The 19,667-nt window shown below is 72.2% G+C and carries 17 protein-coding genes; 12 read left to right on the top strand and 5 right to left on the bottom strand.

Going from position 1 to position 19,667, the window contains the following annotated elements; all coding sequences use genetic code 11:
* Window positions 1–23: 23 nt before the first annotated feature.
* Entirely contained in the window at window positions 24–1,454 is a 1,431-nt protein-coding gene (locus OG928_RS37495) for a N,N-dimethylformamidase beta subunit family domain-containing protein (RefSeq protein WP_331766462.1), read from the bottom strand.
* 297 nt (window positions 1,455–1,751) lie between these two features.
* Between OG928_RS37495 and OG928_RS37490 the strand changes: the two genes are divergently transcribed.
* The 8 genes from OG928_RS37490 (at window position 1,752) to OG928_RS37455 (ending at window position 9,097) form a co-directional block, all read left to right on the top strand.
* A complete protein-coding gene (locus OG928_RS37490) occupies window positions 1,752–1,910 on the top strand; it encodes a hypothetical protein (RefSeq protein ID WP_331766461.1) in 159 nt (52 codons plus the stop codon).
* 149 nt (window positions 1,911–2,059) lie between these two features.
* Window positions 2,060–3,121 (top strand): aKG-HExxH-type peptide beta-hydroxylase, encoded by a 1,062-nt coding sequence (locus tag OG928_RS37485; RefSeq protein ID WP_331766460.1) that lies wholly within the window; start codon window positions 2,060–2,062, stop codon window positions 3,119–3,121.
* A complete protein-coding gene (locus OG928_RS37480) occupies window positions 3,118–4,314 on the top strand; it encodes a YcaO-like family protein (RefSeq protein ID WP_331766459.1) in 1,197 nt (398 codons plus the stop codon). The genes OG928_RS37485 and OG928_RS37480 overlap by 4 nt, the downstream gene beginning before the upstream one ends.
* Window positions 4,315–4,507: 193 nt before the next feature.
* Window positions 4,508–5,245, top strand: a complete 738-nt coding sequence (locus OG928_RS37475; protein WP_331766458.1) for a class I SAM-dependent methyltransferase — start codon at window positions 4,508–4,510, stop codon at window positions 5,243–5,245.
* Window positions 5,242–6,075: a class I SAM-dependent methyltransferase gene (locus OG928_RS37470; protein ID WP_331766457.1), complete on the top strand. Its 834-nt coding sequence runs from the start codon at window positions 5,242–5,244 to the stop codon at window positions 6,073–6,075. Before OG928_RS37475 ends, OG928_RS37470 begins: the two co-directional genes overlap by 4 nt.
* A gap of 66 nt (window positions 6,076–6,141) precedes the next feature.
* The gene (locus tag OG928_RS37465) at window positions 6,142–7,113 is read left to right on the top strand and encodes a phytanoyl-CoA dioxygenase family protein (RefSeq protein WP_331766456.1); all 972 of its coding nucleotides are present in this window, start codon (window positions 6,142–6,144) and stop codon (window positions 7,111–7,113) included.
* Window positions 7,114–7,121: 8 nt separating this feature from the next.
* Window positions 7,122–8,252 (top strand): glycosyltransferase family 4 protein, encoded by a 1,131-nt coding sequence (locus tag OG928_RS37460; protein WP_331766455.1) that lies wholly within the window; start codon window positions 7,122–7,124, stop codon window positions 8,250–8,252.
* A 50-nt stretch (window positions 8,253–8,302) separates the two neighbouring features.
* Entirely contained in the window at window positions 8,303–9,097 is a 795-nt protein-coding gene (locus OG928_RS37455) for a sulfotransferase domain-containing protein (protein WP_331766454.1), read from the top strand.
* A 76-nt stretch (window positions 9,098–9,173) separates the two neighbouring features.
* Here the strand turns inward: OG928_RS37455 and OG928_RS37450 are convergent, their stop codons facing one another.
* Window positions 9,174–10,373 (bottom strand): MFS transporter, encoded by a 1,200-nt coding sequence (locus OG928_RS37450; protein WP_331766453.1) that lies wholly within the window; start codon window positions 10,371–10,373, stop codon window positions 9,174–9,176.
* A 294-nt stretch (window positions 10,374–10,667) separates the two neighbouring features.
* On the opposite strand from OG928_RS37450, the gene OG928_RS37445 reads away from it, so the two are divergent.
* Window positions 10,668–11,669: a DUF5937 family protein gene (locus OG928_RS37445; protein ID WP_331766452.1), complete on the top strand. Its 1,002-nt coding sequence runs from the start codon at window positions 10,668–10,670 to the stop codon at window positions 11,667–11,669.
* A gap of 90 nt (window positions 11,670–11,759) precedes the next feature.
* On the opposite strand, the gene OG928_RS37440 is transcribed toward OG928_RS37445, so the two are convergent.
* Window positions 11,760–12,887: a M20 family metallopeptidase gene (locus tag OG928_RS37440; RefSeq protein WP_331766451.1), complete on the bottom strand. Its 1,128-nt coding sequence runs from the start codon at window positions 12,885–12,887 to the stop codon at window positions 11,760–11,762.
* 261 nt (window positions 12,888–13,148) lie between these two features.
* Here OG928_RS37440 and OG928_RS37435 point away from each other — a divergent pair, with 261 nt between their 5' ends.
* Both OG928_RS37435 and OG928_RS37430 read left to right on the top strand, forming a co-directional pair.
* Window positions 13,149–13,658, top strand: coding sequence for a DinB family protein (locus OG928_RS37435; protein WP_331766450.1), 510 nt, complete (start codon window positions 13,149–13,151; stop codon window positions 13,656–13,658).
* A 154-nt stretch (window positions 13,659–13,812) separates the two neighbouring features.
* Entirely contained in the window at window positions 13,813–14,322 is a 510-nt protein-coding gene (locus tag OG928_RS37430) for an RDD family protein (RefSeq protein ID WP_331766449.1), read from the top strand.
* 253 nt (window positions 14,323–14,575) lie between these two features.
* On the opposite strand, the gene OG928_RS37425 is transcribed toward OG928_RS37430, so the two are convergent.
* Window positions 14,576–17,143, bottom strand: a complete 2,568-nt coding sequence (locus tag OG928_RS37425; RefSeq protein WP_406291559.1) for a collagenase — start codon at window positions 17,141–17,143, stop codon at window positions 14,576–14,578.
* Between the two features lie 327 nt (window positions 17,144–17,470).
* On the bottom strand, window positions 17,471–18,121 hold the full coding sequence (locus OG928_RS37420) for a GNAT family N-acetyltransferase (RefSeq protein ID WP_331766448.1): 651 nt from the start codon (window positions 18,119–18,121) through the stop codon (window positions 17,471–17,473).
* Window positions 18,122–18,519: 398 nt separating this feature from the next.
* Here OG928_RS37420 and OG928_RS37415 point away from each other — a divergent pair, with 398 nt between their 5' ends.
* Window positions 18,520–19,458 (top strand): hypothetical protein, encoded by a 939-nt coding sequence (locus tag OG928_RS37415; protein WP_331766447.1) that lies wholly within the window; start codon window positions 18,520–18,522, stop codon window positions 19,456–19,458.
* Window positions 19,459–19,667 lie beyond the last annotated feature (209 nt).

The raw sequence follows: 19,667 nt of genomic DNA, 5'->3' as shown, positions 1-19,667 counted from the left end.
CGGCCGGTGGGGCGATCGGGTCGTCAGGGGCGGGTCAGCAGGGTGAGGACGTTGTGGGTGATCGTGCGGACTTGTGGGTCGAGGGGGAGGAGGCGGGGCCAGTCGGTGGTGGCGGCGGTGAATACCGTGCCGCCGTCGGTGTGGAGGCCGAACGTCGCGGCCCGGTCCGGGTGGTCGTCCTCGCGGACCGCGGCGTGCCAGCCGGACGCCGGGTCAGAGGGGAGGTCGGCCACGCCCAGGATGGTGAAACCCGCGGGTGTGCCGTCCTTGCCGGTCGCGAACGCCGGCCCGTGCGGCTCGCGCGCGTGGGCGGCACCGTCGCATTCGTAGCCCACGAGGGCGTGTTCGGCGCCGAGGATGTCGCCGTCGCGCAGGCCGGTGCCCGCGAACACCTCGTGGTCGGTGTGCTGGACCGTGAAGCCCAGCGGCGCCCGGCGGCCTTCCCAGTGGCCGCCGCCGTTGCGGTAGCTGACGCCGGTCAGCGAGTTCTCCGGTTCGGATTCCCACCAGTGGTCGGGGCCGCCGCGCAGCCGGTCGGCATCGGCGCCCGCGGGCGTGCCGGGCGCGTACTTCGCGCAGCGCACGGTGCTGCCGTCGGCGGCGAACTCCACCCGCCACCAACAGGTGTTCGCCCCGAACACGGCGATGTTGCCGCCGCGGTCGCGGAATTCGGTGACGTGTCGTCGGTTCCGCGCGCTCCAGTACTCGTCGTGCCCGGCGGAGAGCAACAGCCGGTATCCATCGGTGAGATGGGGATCCTCGTGCAGGTCGAGGTCGGTGCAGTAGTCGCTCGTGAAGCCCGCGCGTTCCGACCAGGCGATGAACGGGGCGTCCCAGTGCGCGAACGTTTGGCGGGGCGTGCGCGGGTCGTGGGCGTCCGGGTGGCCCTTCACCGGTCCGCCGATGCCGCCGCCGGGCCGCCGCAGGGTGATCGTGCGGATGCCGGTGCGCCGGCCGGCGTCGTCGGGGTGCGTCGATCCGTACAGGCTTCCGCCGCCGCTCAGGTTGTACGCGTGGTAGGTCAGGATCGGCACCTTGTACAGGATCCGTGCCCGGCCGGTTCGGCGCGGCGTCACCACGAACAACAACCGCGAGTGCCGCGCGTCCAGCGACTCGGCGTGGGCGGGCGGTGGTTCGAGGGGTCCGTCGGTCTGGTCGCGCAGTACCGCGATGTACACGCCCGACGGCCAGTGATCGGGGACGGCGAAGTCGTAGCCGGGCCAGTGCCAGTCCTCGTCGTGCCGACCGGCGGGTACGTGCCGGCCGACGAGCCCACCGATACCGCCCATGTGGCGCGGCTCGGCCCCGCAGCGGAAGAAGTCGGCCCGGAACCGGGCCGCTCGGGTCGACACGTGCAGCCGCAGGGTCTCCCCGGCCCGTACGCCGGCCCTGGCCGGATAGCCGTCGACGGTTGGACGGGCGGCGGAATCGGTGTCGGGCCGCGGATCGGACACGGGTTCCTCCGGGGTGTGGGCGATGCGATGAACGGCGCACGGCGCGGGCGGCTGTCGATCCGGACAAAGTCTGTCGGCTGCCCACCTCCGCAGGAACAGGCGTATCCAGACGTTTCATGAATCTCCCGGCACGAATCGGGGCGGCCCGTATTCGTACCATCGCGTTCGGTGACGTGCGGGACGACCCCCTTCGGCCACCGATCCGGGTTCGCCGGCACGCCGGGACACGGGCGCGAACGCGCCGGCCACGCCTCGGCCGGTTCTCGCCCCCTCGGATCGGTCGCTCTTGGCGATCGCATGATCACCCATGATGCTGATCCCGCCGTCGAGGACCCGTCGTCGGGGCGGGCCCCGGCGGACCGAAGGGAGCTGGACATGAACGAGGTCATCGAGCCGGTCACGCCGGAGGAACTCCCGGAACTGCCGTTGTTGATCGACCTTCCGGGCGACCAGTAGCCGTTCGCGCGTGACACACGCGGCGGCCCTCGGTCCGCCGCGTGCCACAGCGAAACCGCTGCCAACAGCGAAACCGCTGCCAACAGCGAAACCGCCGTCCGGCACACCCGCCGGCGGATGCCCGTTCGGTGCGGAAGAGGGGTACGCACATGGACATCGAGCCGGACGCGGCGGCGGCCGCACATGATCAGGACAGGGTTCGGCGGCTCACCCACAGCGCGCTGAGCCGCGCGGAACTGCTGCGCCCCACCGACTCGACCGAGACCCCGCCGGACGACGAACTCGCCCACCCGGCCGTGGTCGAGGTCGCGCACGCCGCACAACGCGCGCTCCGCCAAGGGCCCCTGCCCACCGGGCGCCGCGCAGAACTCGCGGACGGACTCGACCTGGCCCTCGAACAAGCGCGGGCCACCCCCGCGGACACGCGGAGCACGGCCTCGTGGCCGGTCGAACTCGCCGGACCACAACCGCACTTGGCCAGGGCGGTGACCCGCGCGCTCGCCGGCAAGCCCGCCGCTGCTGCTGCGCCCGACCGCCCGGCCCGACCGACGACCTGCGCGGTCGCGACGTGGACGGACGCCGAACGCGAGATCTTCGACCGGGCGGCCACGCTGCTGGCCGCGGTCTGGCCCGGCATGCTCGACGAACTGACCCGCACGACCCGCCAGATCGTGCTGCTGCGCGGGGAAGCCATCGACGGATTCACCGACTTCACCGTGCACGGCGCGGTATTCCTCAACCGCCATCGCCTCACGCCGGAGACCGGGCCGGCCGGCTCACCCGGGATCCCGGGCGAGCTGCGCCTGGCGGAGGCGCTGGTCCACGAGGGAACCCATCAGCGCTGCAACGCGGCACTGGTGTCGACGCCCTTCTGGAGCCGCGACGCCGACCGGGCCGGCCCGGTGGTGACGCCGCTGCGCGCCGACCCGCGGCCGCTCGGCGGCTTGTTCCACCAGATGGTGGTGCTCGCACGCGGCGCGACGTTCCACCGACGGCTCCTCGACCGCCTCCCCGACCATCTGCCGGGCCTCCTTCCGGGTATCCTCCCGGGCCGCCCGATCGACCGCGAAGCGCTGCGGTCCGGACACGCACGCCGGCTCGACGACGTCCGGCGGGCCGCCGCGACCCTCGACGAGCACCGGTCCAGGCTCACCGAAGCGGGCCGGCGGCTGTTGGCCCAGGGGATCACCATCGCCGGGGCACCGGGATGAGCCGACCGGACGCGCCCCCCGCACAGCCGTGGGCGGCACAGGTCTTCCAACCCTTCCCCGAGGCGCGAGGCATCGTGTTCGCCCGCGCGGCGGCGCGCTCCGCGCTGTTCACCGGGGTCGACCCCCGCGCCGGCGACGACGTGGTCGTCGGCAGCGCGGCCGGATTCGACGCGCGGGACACCGCCGGCAGGGCCACGGGCGAACTGATCGAGCGAATGGCCAACATCGTGGCCGGGCGCGCCGCAGAGGCCGAGGGGCAACCGATCGCCACCCACCGGGAGTTGCGCCGCGCCGGTCGGCGGGCCGTGGACCCCGGGCTGCTGGACCCGCGTGCCCACGCCGCCGCGAACGGCGACGAGGCACGGGACGCGGTACACCTGTGGGTGCCGGGCCGGTCGTTGTCGACCGGGGACGAGGTGCTCGTGCCCGCCGCGGCCGTGTACCTGCGGCACCGGCCCCCGTCCCGCTGCCGGGCCGGCGGCGCGGCCGGGTCCACCGGTGTCGCGGCGCATCCCGACGAGGCGTCGGCGATCGGCCACGCCGCGTGGGAGGTCCTGGAACGCGACCTGATCCGACGCAGTTGGTACCAGGTCGAGACCGCGCCGCCGGTCGCCGTGGAGCTGCGGCTGCGGGCCGACCTGACCGAGTCGCTCGCCGCGTTGCGGGTGACCGCGACCGGCTTCCTCCTGCCCGCGCCGGCGGGCGTGGCCTGCGTGGTCGTGTGCGTGCACGGCCCGGAGGGCACCGGGCAGACCTTCGGGGCACGCTGCGGCCCCGCCGCGGACGTGTCGGTGTCGGCGGACAAGGCGGCATACGAGGCCCTGATGGTCCGGTGGAGCCTGGACACGGCGATCGCCCGGCGCGGCTGGGACCGGTGGGCGGGGGCCACGGCGCCGCGCACCGCGCTGGAACACGCGCTGTGGGCCTTCCACGGGCAGGACAGCCTGGGCCTGTGGCTCGCCGACGCACGCGCGGGGCCGGCGAGCCCGTCGGCGCGCGCCGTCGACGCGGGCTCCGTGCTGGCCGCGCACACCGGCGGGGACGCGATCGCGGTGCCGACCATGTCGGCGCAGGCCCGGGAGGCCGGACTGCACGTGGTGCGGGTGGTGGCCCCGGGGGCGTTCGCGCTGCCGAGCGGCCCGCCCGGCGCCGGCGGCCCGCCACGATCGCGCCGACCACATCCCTTCGGCTGACGGCCGGCCGGATCGCCCGGTCCGCCGTGGCCGTCGGGTACGCCCGCCCTGCCCTTCCCGCAGTTCCTGCCATCCCCGCCGTTCCCGATGTTCTTGCCGTCTCCGCCGTCTCCGCCGTCTCCGCCGTCCCCGCCGTCCCCGCCGTTCCCGAAGTTCCTGCCGTCCCCGCCGTTTCCGAGGAGGACCGTTCGCGATGACCGAGCAGGACCCGTCCCACTACGCAGCCCGGTTCGCGGCCAACTACGACGACTGGTTCCCCTCGTACGTCACCGACAGCACGGTCGAGCGCCTCGCGCTGCTCGCGAAGGTCGCGGGTGGTGGTCCGGTGCTCGAACTGGGCTCCGGCACCGGCCGGGTGGCCCTGCCGCTGGCCGCGCGGGGCCTGGAGGTGCACGGCGTCGAGGCCGCCTCGGAGATGACCGACCGGCTTCGTGCCAAGCCGGGCGGTCGGGACATCCCGATCACCGTGGGCGACTTCAGCCGTGTCCCCGTCGACGGTGCGTTCGCTCTGGTCTACGTGGTCAACGGGACCTTCTTCGAACTCGACAGCCAGCACGACCAGGCACAGTGCTTCGCCCACACGGCGGACCACCTGCTCCCCGGCGGACTCTTCGTCCTCGACGCGCACGTCCCCGAGGCCCTGGTCGCGCCGGACGCCGCGGTGGCCACCCTCCCGATCCGGGGCGGGGGAGTGACGGTGCGCCTGCGCCGGGTCGACCGCGCCGCGCAGCGCTACACCTCGCACTACCTGATCTTCGACGGCGGCGGCATCCACCACGTGCCGGTGTCCTTCCGATACGCGTCCGCGGGCGAACTCGACCTGATGGCCGCGATGGCGGGGTTGCGCCTGCGCGAGCGATTCGGCGGGTGGGCGGGCGAGAAGTACACGGCCGCCAGCACCTACCACGTCTCCGTGTACGAACGACCATGAGGAGAAGCCTGGTGGACCCGGACGCGTGCATGCGGGAGAACCGGCGGCAGTGGGAGATCTGGACGCCGCTGAAGGCCGCCTCGAGCTCGTACGCCCTCGACGACTTCCGCGCGGGCGGACTGCGACTGCGCGCGCAGGAGCGCGCCGAGGTCGGCGAGGTGGCCGGCCGAACCCTCCTGCACCTGCAGTGCAACATCGGCCTCCCCACCCTGTCCTGGGCCCGGCTCGGCGCACAGGTCACCGGCGTGGACTTCGCCGCCGAGGCGGTGGCGATCTCCCGCGACCTCGCCGCCGACGTCGCACCGTCGGCCCGGTTCGTCGAGGCCAACGTGTACGACCTGCCGGACGTCCTCGACGGCACCTTCGACATCGTGCACACCGCCCACGGCGTCCTGGGATGGCTGCCCGACCTGCGCCGCTGGGCCGAGGTGGTCGCGCACTTCGTCACCCCGGGCGGCTTCTTCCATCTGTGGGAGGCCCATCCGGCGGCGTGGACCTTCGACAACACCACGACCGAACCCCGACTCCGGCCGCACCACCCGTACTTCGGGCAGAACGAGCCACTGTGGTTCGAGTACCGCAGCCGGCACGCCGTGCCCGACGCCGACGTGGAGAGCGTGGAGTGCTCGTGGGGGCACACGCTCGCCGACATCGTCTGCGCGCTGACCGGCGTGGGCCTGCGGATCGACTACCTGCACGAATGGCCCTTCGCCGACTGGCGGATGTTGCCCTTCCTGCACGAAGGGGAGGACGGCTGGTGGCACCTGCCGCCCGAACTGCCCTCCTTCCCACTGTCGTTCTCCCTGCGGGCGAGCAAACCCGCCGGCTGACCGGCGCCGCCGGCCGCACCGCACCCGCGTCCTCGAAATCCGCGTCTTCGAACGGGAGGCCCACCCATGTTCGCGTCCGCCCGAAACCCCGGCCCGGCTCCGGTCGACAGGCACGCACCACTGGAAGTGCGCCCCGGCCCCGACTCCCTCGGCGCGCCGCTGCGACGGGTGGTCGACGAGGGTCGACTCGTCGTGATCAAGCGCGGGCTGCAACACCTGAACGCCCTGGAACCGCTGCGCCGTGCGATCGCGGTCGCCGCCCGCGAAACGCTTCCCGCCGACGCCGCCCGCACCCTGGAGCGGGACGGGATCGAACAGCTGCACGCCGCCGCGACCGTCGAGGAGGCGACAGCCCTGCGCACCCGTCTGGAGACCCTGATGCGGCCCATCGCCGCCGACGCGATCCTCGACTTCGCCGCGACGGCGGACCCCGAGGGACCACCGGTATACGTGAGCCGCCATCTCGGCGTACGCACCATGCTGCCGCACGCCGTGGTCGCGGGCCGCGACGAACTCGCTCCGCTCGCGGGCTTCATGGTGCCCAACGCGCTGCACGTCGACTCGTGGTTCAACACCACCCTCAACTCGGTCAATCTGTGGATCGCCCTGGGCCGAGTCCGCCCCGGCAACGGCCTGCTCGTCTACCCCGACCTCTACCGTCGACCGGTGCGCAGGGTCGGCTACGGCCTGGCCCCCGACCAGGAGCTCGGCGCCCCGGTCCGGTTCACCCTGGACGCCGGCGACATCCTGGTGTTCTCGGGAGACCACGTGCACGCCTCCGAGACCAACACCACCGACGAGACCCGATGGGTCCTCACCAAGCGCGTCAGCATCGGAGCCCCTCGGTTCAATCCGAAGGGCAGCGGCTGGGTCCCCTACGACGACCCACGCCTGCTCCGCGGCCCGTTCCGGAGGTCGGCCTCCCTTCGATCCCGGGCCACCCGCGCGTACGGCAGGCACCTCCTGCGCACCGCCCTGCGGCGACCGCCCGGCTACGAACGCCCGCAGCCGTCCGCGCCGTCGGCCGGCCAGGCGTAGCCGGCGGCATGCGAATCGCGTACCTGCACGCCGGGAGCATCCCCTCGGTCTACGCCAACGGCATCCACGTCATGCGCATGTGCGACGCGTTCGCCGACGCCGGACACGACATCACCCTGTACGCGCTGCCCGGCACCCAGCCGGCCGACGATCCGCACGCCTATTACGGGGTCCGGCATCGGTTTCCCATCCGGGGAGTGCCCGCCCCGGACTACACCCCGGCCGGCTACTGGGCGCGCGCGGCACGGGTGCGCGCGCTGCTCCTGCGCGACACCGCCCCCGACCTGCTCTACGGGCGTGATCCGTACAGCCTCGCCCTCGCGTCGGACATCGCGCCCTTCGTGTACGAGACCCATCAACTCTGGGGCGACACCTATCCGACCAGGGTGGAGCGTCGCCTGCTCGCCAGGCCGACGTTGGCCCGGGTCGTGGTGATCACCCACGCGCTCGCGCGCGACTTCCGGCAGGCGCACGATCGGTCGGCGCGGCTGCCGCTCCTCGTCGAGCCCGACTGCGCCGACGTGCCCGACCACCAACCGGCGTCGCCGGCACCGGACCTGCCCGGGCGGCCCGGGGTGCCACGCATCGGTTACGTGGGCCACCTCTATCCCGGGCGCGGCATCGACTTGATCCTCGACCTCGCCGACCGGCTCCCCGGCCTCGACTTCCACCTGGTCGGCGGCACGCACGAGGACCGGGTCCGGTGGGAGGAACCCTGTCGACTGCCCAACGTGTACTTCCACGGACATCGTCCGCCCGGTGTCGTGCCCGCGTACTTCCCGCTCTTCGACGTGGTCCTGGCCCCGTACCAGGAGAAGGTGTACGCCGCGGGCGGGCTCGGCGAGACGAGTCGGTGGGCCTCCCCGATGAAGCTCTTCGAGTACCTGGCTCACGGCCGCGCCGTCGTCGCCTCCGACCTGCCGGTCCTGCGCGAGGTGCTCCAGGACCGGGTCAACTGCCTGCTGTGCCCACCGGCCGACAGGGCGGCATGGGTGGCCGCGCTCACCGAACTGTGCGCCGACGGGGCACTTCGGCGGGCACTCGGCGACGAGGGTCGCAGGCAGGTCGTCGAGCGCTACACCTGGCGCGAACGCGCCGAGCGGGTGCTCGCGGCCCTCGACCGTCCGGCCACGGTGTGAACCGCGCCGACCGCGTACACCGCCCACACCGCGTGAAAGGGGCAGCGCCCATGACGTTCGTGCCGGCCGACGACGCCGACGTGTACATCCTGTCCTTCCCCAAGTGCGGACGCACCTGGCTGCGTCTGCTGATCGTCAAGGCGCTCTCGCTCGGTTTCGAGCTGCCCATGGAACTGTGCCGCGACCTCGAACCGGCCGATTTCGCCCGGGCCGCACCCGAGTCGCTGCCCGTCATCGCGTTTCTGCACGACGGCGACCCCGGCGGGAGGTCCCCGGCCGAGCAGAATCCGGACAAGAGCTGGTACGCCGACCGCAGGGTGGTCTTCCTGACCCGGGACCTGCGGGACGTCATCGTGTCCCACTACTTCCAGCGCACCCGCCGGCAGACCCACCCGTACGTCGGGACCCTGTCCGAGTTTCTCGACGAGGAGCGGGGCAGCCTCAGGTCCTGCATCGCCTACTGGAACATCTGGCACGCCCACCGACACACGCCGAGCGCGTTCCTGGACCTCTCCTACGAGCGATTGACCGACGACCCCGCGGGCGAACTCGGCCGGGTGCTGGCCTTTTGCGGAGTGCCCGCCGTGGATCCGGCGGTGCTGGAGGAGGCGGTGCGGTACGCCGCGTTCGCCAACATGCGCGCGATGGAGGCGACGGGCACCCTCGACTCGCGGCGCCTGCGTCCGGGCGACCCGATGGACCCGGAGTCCTACAAGACCCGACGCGGGGTGGTCGGCGGCTACCGGGACTACCTGACGCAAGATCAGATCCGGTTCGTGAACACCGTGATCACCGAGAACCTGACCGCGAGCCGACACCCCGCGGCCTTCGCCGCGGGACCGTAGGACCCGGCGGCCGCGGGGGCGGGCCTCGAACGCCGTGCGGGTGGACGCGGAGCACGGCGCCCACCCGCACGGCCGGTCAGCCCTGCTCGGCGGCGAGCACGCCGAGTCCTCGTGCTCGGCCCGTTCGGGCGGGGCCTGTCCGCAGGACGGCAAGGGCCGCGACGGTCAGCAGTCCGCCGACCAGGAACGTGCCGCGGACGCCGACGACGGGCAGGAGCAGACCGCCGAGCAGCGCGCCCGCGGCCACGCCCAGGTTGAACGCCGCCGAGTTCGCCGCGAGGGCCATCTCGGTCCGGCCCGGCGCGACCCGCAGGACCTGGTTCTGGGCGGCCATGAAGAGCGGGCCGACCGAGGCGCCGAGCAGCGCGAGCATGGCCACCACGACCGGCTGCGATCGCCCCGCCGCCCACAGCGTGAGCAGCGCCAGGGCCTGTCCGACCACGGGGACCGTCAGCGTCGCCCTGGGGAAGCGGTCGAGGAGCGGCCCCGCGCACGCGACGCCCACGATTCCCGCCGCGCCGAACACCAGGAACAGGGCGCCGACCGCGTCGTCGGAGAAGCCGCCGACCTCGTCCAGGAAGGCGACGATGTACGTGAAGCCCGCGAAGACGCCGGTGACGGACAGGGCCGTGGTCGCCACGACGATCCTGAACCGGCGGGCGTCGGGAGTGGCGCCGTAGGCGGCGTGTCCCTCCTCGGGGCGCGAGGTCGGCAACAGGACGGCGACCACGACGAGCGCGACCAGGCCCAGTCCGCTCAGCACCAGGAACGGGGCGCGCCAACCGCCGTGCCCGCCCAGCCAAGTGCCGGCCGGGACGCCGAGCACCGTGGCGAGCGAGCCGCCGATGGACAACAGGCCGAGCACCCGACCGCGCCGCTCCGGCGCGAACAGCCCCACCGCCACGGGTCCCATCACGGCCCAGAAGAGCGCCTGCGCCAGCGCGGTCGCCACCCGGGCCGCGAGCAGGACGCCGTACGCCGGGGACATCGCGGACAGCCCGCTCGCGAGGACGAGCACGGCCAGCACGCCGCCGAGCACGAAGCGGCGCGGAATCGCCCGGGTCGCGTGCGCGAGCGGCAGCGAGAAGGCGGCCACGGTCAGGCCGTATCCGGTGACCAGGGCGCCGACCGCGGCCTGCGTCACGTGGACGTCGGCCGAGATCAGGTCGAGCAGTCCGATCGGCAGGTTCTCCGTGGTGTTGAACGTGAACGCGGCCAGCATCAGGGCCGCGACCACGGCGCTTCGGCGCCAGGTGGCGGGACGCGTGACGGGCATCCGTCCTCGTTTCGGTGCGTGGGGTGGGATTCGCGGCCCGCGTTCACGCCGGCCGGGTCGGCGCGCGGGTCGCGCTGCGCATCTCGCGCTTCGAGTAGCGCGTTCACATCTCGCGCTTCGAGTCGCGTGCTACGCATCTCGCGCTTCGCATCTCGCACTTCGCGTCGCGCACTTCGCGTCTCGCGAGCACGATGCGGCAAGCCTGCCCGGTCGCCGTGCCGCCCTCTAGACTTTCGGCTTGAGCCGAATCCCGGCCGAATCCCGGCCGAATCCCCGAACCGGCCGGAGGGCGCGATGGCGCTGCGCATGCACCTGGATGCCGAGGATCTGCTGGGTTGCCGGTTCGCGATCTCGCCGCTGTGCCAGACGCACGAGGCGGTACGGACGCTGCGCCGGACGGAGCGGCACGCCTACCACCGGGCCTGGCTGCGCCGTGCCGGCGCCGCGACGGATCTCGACCTGTCCGCGCTGTGGCTGTTCATGCCGTTGCCCGGCGGGTACACGCCGGACTTCCTGGGCCCGCCGCCGGACACGCCGTATGCCTCGTTCGAGGAGGAACTGGCCCGCATGCGGGCCATCGATCCGGCGTCGGCCAGGGCCGAGATGGCCCGCTCGCTGGCGTGCACCCCGGGCGCCGCCGAGTCACCGCGCGGGCGGGCGGCGCTGGAGGATCCCGCGGCCGCCGTGCAGGAGTTGGCCGACGTCACGGAACGGGCCTGGCAGGCATTGGTGGCCCCGGACTGGCCGCGCCTGCGGGCGCTGCTGGAGGCCGACATCGCCTACCGTTCACGGCGGTTGGCGAACGGGGGCCTGCGGGCGCTGTTCGCCGATCTGCATCCCGCGATCGGCTGGGCCGACGAGACCCTCACGCTCCCCACCCGCGGCGACGTCCCCGGGGTGCAACGCCCCGCCGGTCGAGGCGTGTTGTTGATGCCCAGCGTCTTCGTGTGGCCGGACGTGGTGAGCGGCTTCGCCCCGCCGTGGCAGCCCACCGTGATCTATCCCGCGCGGGGAGTGGGTGGGTTGTGGAGCGACGCGCCCGCCGGGCTGCCGGATCCGCTGGTACGCCTGCTCGGCCGCAATCGCGCCGCCCTCCTGGCCGGCCTCGGCGATCCGGCCGGCACCACGGCGCTCGCCCACATCCACGGCCTGGCCCCCTCGTCCGTATCCGCGCACCTCGCGGCACTGCGCGACGCGGGGCTGCTGGTCTCGCGCCGACACGGCCACCAGGTGCTCTACGAGCGCACGCCACTGGGTACGGCGTTGGCCGAGGCGGCGCGAGCCCGGATCAGGTAGCGCGGATCCGCCGGCCCGCCGCGGCCGGGGACGGGCGACGTCCCCGGCCGGGACAACCGAGCCGCGCACTCGGCTCGGTCGGATCGTCCGCTAGCGGACCGCGCAGAGTCGATTGATCAGCGCCGCGAGCAGGGCCGTTCGGGTGGGCATCGTGGTGACGTCGACGAACTCGTCCCGGGCGTGCGGGTGGCCGCCGACCGCGCCGAGGCCGTCCAGGGTGGGTACGCCGATCGCCGCGGTGAGGTTGCCGTCGGAGCCGCCGCCCGAGCGCACCGACTCCGGGGGTCGTACGCCGATCTCGCGTGCCGCCTCGCGGACGTGGTCGAACAGGTCGCGGGACATGGCCTCCTCCATGGGGTAGCGGTTCACCTCGCCGTCGACCACGAGTTCGGCGCCGCTGACGGTGGGGGTGAGCGCGCGCATGTGCGCGTCGACGCGATCGAGTTCGGCGCGGGTCCAGGCGCGTACGTCCACGTAGAGGTGCGCGAGTTCGGGCACGGTGTTCCGCGTCGCGCCGGACGAGGCGATCGTCGGCGTCGCGGTCGTGCCCGCGTCCGGGCGCTGCACCGGTTGCACGGCGAGGATCTGGTGGGCGAGTTCGATCGTGGCGTTCACCCCGCGTTCGGGTTCGAGGCCGGCGTGCGCGGCGTGGCCCTGTACCCGCAACCGGTACGCGGCCATGCCCTTGCGGGCGATCTTCACCGCACCGTCGGCCCCGCTGGGCTCGCCCACCAACACGGCCGGCGCGGTGGCGGCGACCTCCTCCACCAGGGGTCGCGAGTTGACGGATCCGGTCTCCTCGTCAGCCGTCAGCAGCAGCCCCACCTCGCCGCGAGCCGAGCACAACCGGGCCGCCTGGAGCATCTGCACGATGCCGGCCTTCATGTCGAACACGCCCGGTCCGCGGGCGATCCCGGCCTCGATCGAGAACGGCAGCTCTGCGAGGGTGCCGAGCGCCCAGACCGTGTCGTAGTGCCCGAGCAGGAGCGGCGCCGGGCCCTTGGGGCGCCACAACAGGTGGGTCACGCCCGCCAGGACGACCCGCTCGGGGGCACGCCCGAGCGCGGCGGAACCCGCGTCGGCGAGCAGGTCGGCGCACGCGTTCAGCGCGGTCGGGTCTTCGGACGGTGACTCGCAGAGCACCAGGTCGCGTAACAGGTCGAGCATCGGGGACAGTTCGGCGGAGGCTTCTTCGAGCAGTCGCACGGAAGTCGTCATGACCGGATCCTCACCCGTCACGGGCCCGCCGACCCGAATTCGTGCGTGGGGCGCGCGTGCGGGCGCGCGCAACTCCCATTGCCCGTACCCCGACACGACACCGAACGAACGAACGCCCCCCGGCCACCGAACTCGTCGAGGCCGTGACCGCGGTCCTGGAGCGCCGAGCCGCCCGCTCCTCCTCCTGAACCGTCCCAGGAAGGGCGGCCGAGGCCGAAACTCTCGTGCGATGTGCCGGCGGGCCCAGTAGCGTTGCCGGTCATGACACCTCCTCGGCTGCGCCCCGCCTATGACGCCGATGAGCGGACCCAGCTCGTCGGGTGGCTCGACATGCAGCGGGCGATCATCCAGTGGAAGTGCGACGGCCTGTCCGAGGCGGACGCCCACCGGTCCGTGCTGCCGGCCTCGCCGTACATGACGATGGCGGGCGTCCTCTCCCACCTGCGGTGGGTGGAGCACCTCTGGTTCGAGGTCATCCTGATGGGGCGGCCGGCCGTGGGGCCGCGGTTCGAGGGCCCCGAGGACGCCGACATGATGGTCGAGGGCGTTCCGCTCGCGCAGCTCCTGGCGGAGTACGAGCGGCAGTGCGTGGTGTCGAACGAGATCGTGACGGCCCGGTCGCTGGACGAGGTGGGCCTGCATCCGGATTTCCGCGCCTCCGCCGCGACGCTGCGATGGATCATGTTCCACATGATCGAGGAGACCGCCCGGCACGCGGGTCAGGCGGACGCCATCCGGGAGCTTCTCGACGGTGGGAAGGGCTACTACTGACGGAGGCCGCGGAAACCGGACGGTCGACCCGGGGTGTCACCTGATCGGCCCACCCCGGGCCCCTCCGATGTGCCGGGGTGGCCGAAGGGGCGCAGGCTCGATGGGACGGCCCGCCGCGTCCCGGCCGGCTGCTTCATTCCAGCGAGGTGCTCCCATGGCGACCTACGGAGGCTCGGCGCCGATATTCGGCCGCCACTCGGTGGCGAGCGAGAAGACCACGGTGGTCACGCGCCGGGTGGCGCAGTACATCGTCGACGTCATCGCCAACGGCGTCCTCAGCGCCATCCCGTTCCTGCTCCTGGTGGCCGCGTCGACCGACTCCGCCGGCAACGTCGAGGGCGGTACGGCCACCTCGGTGCTGTACGCCATCGCGATCGTGCTCGCCCTCGCGGTGAGCGTCTGGTACTGGGTGCTGCGTCCCGCCGCACATCGCGGCCGGACGTTCGGCATGGCGCTGATGCGCATTCGGGTCGTCGACGCGGACACCGCCGGCGAGGCGCGCAAGGGTCAGCTCGTGATCCGGTGGATCCTGCTGATCGTCGACACGCTCTTCGCCGGCCTCGTCGGCCTGATCACCATGCTGGTGAGCAAGCGGCACCAGCGTGTCGGCGACATGGGCGCCCACACCCTCGTCGTCCGCGACCGCGGCCCACGCGTGTACTGAACTCGAAACCCGAAACGCCACCCCCCCGACCCGGAGGCCACCCACGCGGCGACAGCCGCACCGGTGGCCTCCTCCCACACGAGCGGGCAACGCCGGGCGCGGCACGCCCGCGCCCGGCGTCCTTGGCCGAGAGCGTGTCGTGACGGCCTGAAGGCGATGTGAGGCCCCACCGGCAGCCGGTCCGTTGCGCGCCCGGCGGCGGGGCCCTGGTTCGGGCCCCGCCGCCGGGGTGTCGTTTGGTGGGTGGGTGGGGTCAGTAGGTCGTGGTGACCGTGGTTCCGGTGAAGGCCTGCTGGCCGTACAGGGTGATGTAGTGGTAGCCCTCGGACGGGGACGTGATGGTCAGGGTTTCGGCGTTGCCGGTGTTGGCGGAGCGGGACGTGTAGGCGGTGTTCGTGGCCCAGGTGTTGCTGTTGTAGTACAGGTCGGCGTTGCCGGTACCGCCCGTGGAGACGATGTCCAGCCGGGACGTGCCGGCCGGGGTGTAGATGTAGAGGTAGGCCGTGTTGCCCGTGCCGGCCGACAGGGCGCTGCGGCGGCAGTTCTTGCCCAGGGCGCGGGTGTCGGGGTCGGTGCACTCGGTCGCGCCGCCGCCGCCGTCACCGGTGACGGTGACGCTCTGCGAGACGGTCGCGGTGGCGCCGCGGTTGTCGGTGACGGTCAGCTTCGCGGTGTGGGTGCCGGCGGCCGCGTAGGTCCGGCTCGGGTTGGTGGCGGTCGAGGTCGAGCCGTCGCCGAAGTCCCAGGCGCGGGTCGCGATCGTGCCGTCGGGGTCGGTGGAGGTGTCGGTGAACGTCGCGGTGTTCCCGTTGACCGCGACGGTGAAGTTCGCCGTCGGCGGGCGGTTGCCCGCGCTGCCGCCGCAGTCGCCGGCCGCGCAGGCCTCCAGCCACGTGTACCAGTCGCTGTCGTAGCGGGAGCCGATGGTGCCGGTCAGGAAGGAACGGGCGCCGTTCCAGTCGCCGGTGCGGTAGTAGCCGAGCAGCCGGGTGACGTCCTCGGGGTGCTTCTGGAGCATGTACCGCACCGCGAGGTAGCCCCAGCGGTAGATGCGCGTGGTGTCGTGGTCGTAGGTGGTGTCGAAGAGCGTGCTCAGGGCGTAGGTGCGCTTGGCCGCCTCGGTGATCGCCGCTTCGTAGGTGATGTCGCGGTAGGAGTAGGAGACGTACTCCGCGAAGCCCTCGATCCACCAGATGGTCGGGGTCGAGACGCCGGCGTTGAAGTCGCCGAACATGTCGAATCGGCCGTCGAGGTAGTGCGTGTACTCGTGGTTGAGGTTCCAGATCTCGAAGACGGGCTTGACCCACTCGGCCTCGTAGGCGATGAAGCGCGGTTGGTTGCCGGCCGCCGCCGGGTCGCCCTCCAGGTACATCCCGCCGTTGTTCGTGTTGATGCCGAAGATCGCCCCGGCATAGGTCTGATAGTCCTTGCTGGAGTCGAACACCACTACCTCGATGGTGGTGTTTTTGTCGTTCGCGACCGGACCGCTGTCCCGGGCCACGCCGTGGAAGTACGCGTCCTGGTTGCGCAGACTGGTGCACGCCGTGGCGAGGTCGGACGAGGTCAGCTGCTGGGCGCGGATGCGGATGCTCGGGCTGCACGTGTGGTCGACGGTCAGCACGGCGGCGATCAGCCGGGCCTGGAGATCACACGTGTTGTAGTAGGCGCACTCCGCCTTGTCGTGGAAGTCGACCAACTCGGCCAACGCGACCCACAACGCGGCGGTCGGCCCGGTCATCGAGCTCTTGTTCAACTGCGCGCGAACCAGCGGGCGCACCTTGGCCTGCAGCGCCGGGTGTTGCACGAAGCGGGCCAGTTCGCGCCCCGAGTTGGCGGTCAGGTAGGCCTTGTCGGTGCCGAGCAGGTCGTGGTGCGCGGTCGCGAACGCGTCGAGCGCGTCGATCACGCTGGGGTCGGCCTGGACCGCGGTGACGAAGTCCGGCACCTGGTGGCCGCGGAAAAGCACGGTGAAGACGTTGTTGACCGCGTTGACCATCCACCACGACGCGTCGTAGGAGCTGTCGTAGTCGGCCATCAGCCGTTTGACGACGGACAGGTATCGGGCGTTCTCCTCGGCGCTGTCGATCAGCGTGACGCTCTCGGAGAGGGTCTCGCCGTTGGCGTCGGTGACGTCCGAGGAGTGGGCGTTGGCGAAGAACGTGTCCAGGCCGGACCGGATCGCCGTCTGCAGCGTCGGGCCATAGGTGCCCACGGTCTCCGGGTTGTACCAGTGCACGAAGTAGCCGGCCCGCAGGAAGAGCACGAGCTGGGGCATCCCGGTGGTGGCGTTGCCCGGGTAGGAGACCGCGGTGTCGCGCATGGCGTACGCGACCGTGGTCATCTGGGCTTCACGGAAGACGTTGTAGGCGTCGGTCCCCGTGACGCGGAAGAGCGTGTTGACGCACTCCGTGGTCGACGCCTTGATCTGCTCCACGAGCGCCGGGCCGGTCCGGCTCGCGAAATCGGCGACCGAACAGGCCGCCGCCGCCTTGGCGTTCGGCCGTTCGGCCATGGACGGGCGGGCCGGCAGGCGCGCCGCCGAGGCGTCGGCGTAGTCGCGCCGCGCGTTGTCCTGCGCCGACGCGGACAGCGGCGGCCGGTCGGGCACCGGCAGCGGCTTGCCCTGGGTGTGCGGGAACTGAGCGTCCGCGGTGCCGGGTTCGGGGGCGGCACCGGTGGGGGGCGTGGACGCGGTCGTCGACGTGGCGGGATCGGCGGGGACTGCCGATCCGGGTTGAGTCAGCAGTCCAAGGCCCATGGCGAGCGAGATCGCGACGATGGAGATTCTGCGGACTGTTCGTCGTGCCGGGTTGGTTCGCAAAGACCGTCTCCTTGCGGGACAAAGGCACACGCTGAAGTGCGCCTCTGGAGGGGGTGGTTCACGGCATGAGCGGTTCGGTACTCGGAATCGGCCCGGGGAGACCGAAGCGTGGCGTGCGAAGTGCCTGACCTGACCCTGCCTGCACTTGAATCACCAGTGGTGACAAGGCAGTTCGTGCCACAGCGGCACCGGAGGGGAGCGTCCGGAGAACCGCGTGACATGTACCATGTCACAAATCACATATTGCGTGAAGGCCTGATGAACACCGAGTGTGGCCAACGGAATCGGCCGGGTGGGCTCGCAAGATCGTCGCCGACCCCGACTGGTCTAGACCTTGATTATTGGTCCAGACCTTAATACGCTCGCTTTTACTGTGTGAGCCGGGCCATCGGCGGTTCCGTCCGCCGATGATGTGTCCCGCGCCGAGGCACGAACGTGACCGGGTGTCGCGGATAGGTTTCGCGAATCCCGGACCGCGCTTCCGGGGACGGTCCCGGTGGGGCGGAGGAGCCGGCCCATGTAGTACTCGTCGATGTCCGTGCCGTCGATGTGCAGGGCCGCACGGCGCAGGCCCTCGATCCGGAAACCGCAGCGCAGGTACAGGCCCAGCGCGGCCCGGTTGTGTGTCATCACGGTGAGCTCCAGGCGCCGCAGGCCCCGGTCGTGTGCCCGCGCGATCGCCGCCTCCAGCAGAGCACGGCCCAGTCCCCGCCCGGCGTGCGAGGAGCGCACGCCCATCACGACGTATCCGGTCCCGCGCGCACGCGCGTAGGGCAGGACCGATACGTCGACGTAGCCGACCGGTTCACCGTCGAAGCAGATCAACCGATAGGAGGGATCGGGGAGTTCGGTGCCCCGCTCCCCGGGCTCCAGGAGCATGTAGCGGGATTCCCGGTCGAGTGTCGCCTGCAACGCGAGCAGTCCTGCGGCGTCGGTGGGGTCGGCCGGCCTGATCTTCACATCCGTGTCCGTGTCCATGCGCGGATCCCTACCCGGCCGCGTCCGCCGGTGCGCGACCGGCAGCGGCGCCCCGGCGTGTTCGTGGTCGGCGTCCGCCGCGATCACGCTCGGGGGCTTCCGTAGGGGTCTCGTACCCCCAGGGTTGTGGCCGGCCACGGCTCGCGTACCACCTCCGTCGTGGTGGGCGGACGCGAGTGCCGTCCGTGGGTGTCCACCCGGCTCGTTCGGCGGCAGGAGGTCGTCCCGCGGGATCTCGCGGAGACTGGATCCCAGGCCGCATCGCTCGCCGAAGGGCGCGGCCACGATCACGAACTTCGGTGCAGATCACGGCTGTTCGAAGGATCGGACCAGGTCGCCGGGCACGTAGCGGCGACCCGGTCGTCGACTCGACCACCACACCCGAATGGAGCCCCACCATGCGCATTTCCAAGACCTCCCGGCTGCTCGGCGTGCTGACCGCTGTCGCTGTCGCCTCCTATGCCGCGCCCGCCGCGATGGCCGGCACCGTTCCCGAGGCGTCCCCGACCCGGGCCGCGTCGGTGGTCGACGAGGCCGCCGGTCGCCAAGCGGTCGACGTCGGGGCGGGCGTCGACGGACTCTCCGCGCCCGCGTCGGCCGCGCCCGGCCCGATCACTTTCCGGGTCTCCACGTCCCACGCCCGACACGGACACGTGGGACTGGTCCGGCTGAACCCGGGGGTGTCGTTGGAGACGTTCGTGCCACACCTGGTTCGCGCGCTCTCCCACGACCCCGAAGATGTCAAGGCCGGAGGGCGCGCATTGACGCGCGACGGCGAGTTTCTCGGCGGCGCGGCGACCGTACCCGGCAAGACCGTCTCCTTCAGCCTGGTCCTCCAGCCCGGGACGTACTACCTGATCGACTTCCTGGACTTCGAGACCGCGACCCCGGCGGGCCCCGACCGTGTTCGTGCGCTGACCGTGGCGGGCAGGCCCGCGACGGGCGAGACGCCCCGGCCCGAGGCGGTGATCGCCTCCGTTCCGGGGACGAATCCGCGGTTCGTCGCGCCGGCCCGGATCCGACCCGGCGCGCCGCTCCTGGTCGTGAACCTGCTTCCCGGGCAGGTCAACGAGGCCATCCTGTATCCCGTTCCGGCCGGCACGACCGACGCGCAACTCGCCGACTTCTTCCGGGCGTTGGACAAGGGCGAGTGGTCCGCCCCACCGTTCGACACGGCCGCCGGCCTCGGCGCGACACCGCTCTCGCCGGGGCGGTCCCTCGTGTTGGAAGCCCCCGTCACCCCCGGCCGGTACGCCCTGGTCACCTGGGTCCACGACATCGGCGACGCCCACCGGTTGGGGGCCAAGGGAGTGCACGGCCTGATCGACGTCGAGTAGCCGCCACCGCGCGGGAGCGGGGCCGGCGCGGTGCGGACGTGGCGCGACGGCAGGGTGGGAGTGGCGCGGCGGCGGGGCGGGAATGGGCAACGCGCGGGCACAGGCGGAGCACGAGCGGACCATACGCGTGGCACAAACGGATGGAAAGCTTCCGGAAAAGGGCGAGAAACAGTCGGTCGAAGGACTGTCGGGACCGGCCGCGCGTCGCT

It is taken from the genome of Embleya sp. NBC_00896, from assembly GCF_045207785.1.
Lineage (GTDB): Bacteria > Actinomycetota > Actinomycetes > Streptomycetales > Streptomycetaceae > Embleya.
Note: the sequence above shows the minus strand (reverse complement) of the source record. Positions and strands in the feature narration are given on the sequence as shown.

Excerpts from the sequence above, each read along its gene's own strand:
- OG928_RS37470 (WP_331766457.1), top strand. The coding sequence starts at position 5,242 with ATGAGGAGAAGCCTGGTGGACCCGGACGCGTGCATGCGGGAGAACCGG.
- OG928_RS37460 (WP_331766455.1), top strand. The coding sequence starts at position 7,122 with ATGCGAATCGCGTACCTGCACGCCGGGAGCATCCCCTCGGTCTACGCC.
- OG928_RS37480 (WP_331766459.1), top strand. The coding sequence starts at position 3,118 with ATGAGCCGACCGGACGCGCCCCCCGCACAGCCGTGGGCGGCACAGGTC.
- OG928_RS37490 (WP_331766461.1), top strand. The coding sequence starts at position 1,752 with ATGATCACCCATGATGCTGATCCCGCCGTCGAGGACCCGTCGTCGGGG.
- OG928_RS37475 (WP_331766458.1), top strand. The coding sequence starts at position 4,508 with ATGACCGAGCAGGACCCGTCCCACTACGCAGCCCGGTTCGCGGCCAAC.
- OG928_RS37430 (WP_331766449.1), top strand. The coding sequence starts at position 13,813 with ATGGCGACCTACGGAGGCTCGGCGCCGATATTCGGCCGCCACTCGGTG.
- OG928_RS37420 (WP_331766448.1), bottom strand. The coding sequence starts at position 18,121 with ATGGACACGGACACGGATGTGAAGATCAGGCCGGCCGACCCCACCGAC.
- OG928_RS37445 (WP_331766452.1), top strand. The coding sequence starts at position 10,668 with ATGGCGCTGCGCATGCACCTGGATGCCGAGGATCTGCTGGGTTGCCGG.
- OG928_RS37450 (WP_331766453.1), bottom strand. The coding sequence starts at position 10,373 with ATGCCCGTCACGCGTCCCGCCACCTGGCGCCGAAGCGCCGTGGTCGCG.
- OG928_RS37485 (WP_331766460.1), top strand. The coding sequence starts at position 2,060 with ATGGACATCGAGCCGGACGCGGCGGCGGCCGCACATGATCAGGACAGG.
- OG928_RS37465 (WP_331766456.1), top strand. The coding sequence starts at position 6,142 with ATGTTCGCGTCCGCCCGAAACCCCGGCCCGGCTCCGGTCGACAGGCAC.
- OG928_RS37440 (WP_331766451.1), bottom strand. The coding sequence starts at position 12,887 with ATGACGACTTCCGTGCGACTGCTCGAAGAAGCCTCCGCCGAACTGTCC.
- OG928_RS37435 (WP_331766450.1), top strand. The coding sequence starts at position 13,149 with ATGACACCTCCTCGGCTGCGCCCCGCCTATGACGCCGATGAGCGGACC.
- OG928_RS37415 (WP_331766447.1), top strand. The coding sequence starts at position 18,520 with ATGCGCATTTCCAAGACCTCCCGGCTGCTCGGCGTGCTGACCGCTGTC.
- OG928_RS37455 (WP_331766454.1), top strand. The coding sequence starts at position 8,303 with ATGACGTTCGTGCCGGCCGACGACGCCGACGTGTACATCCTGTCCTTC.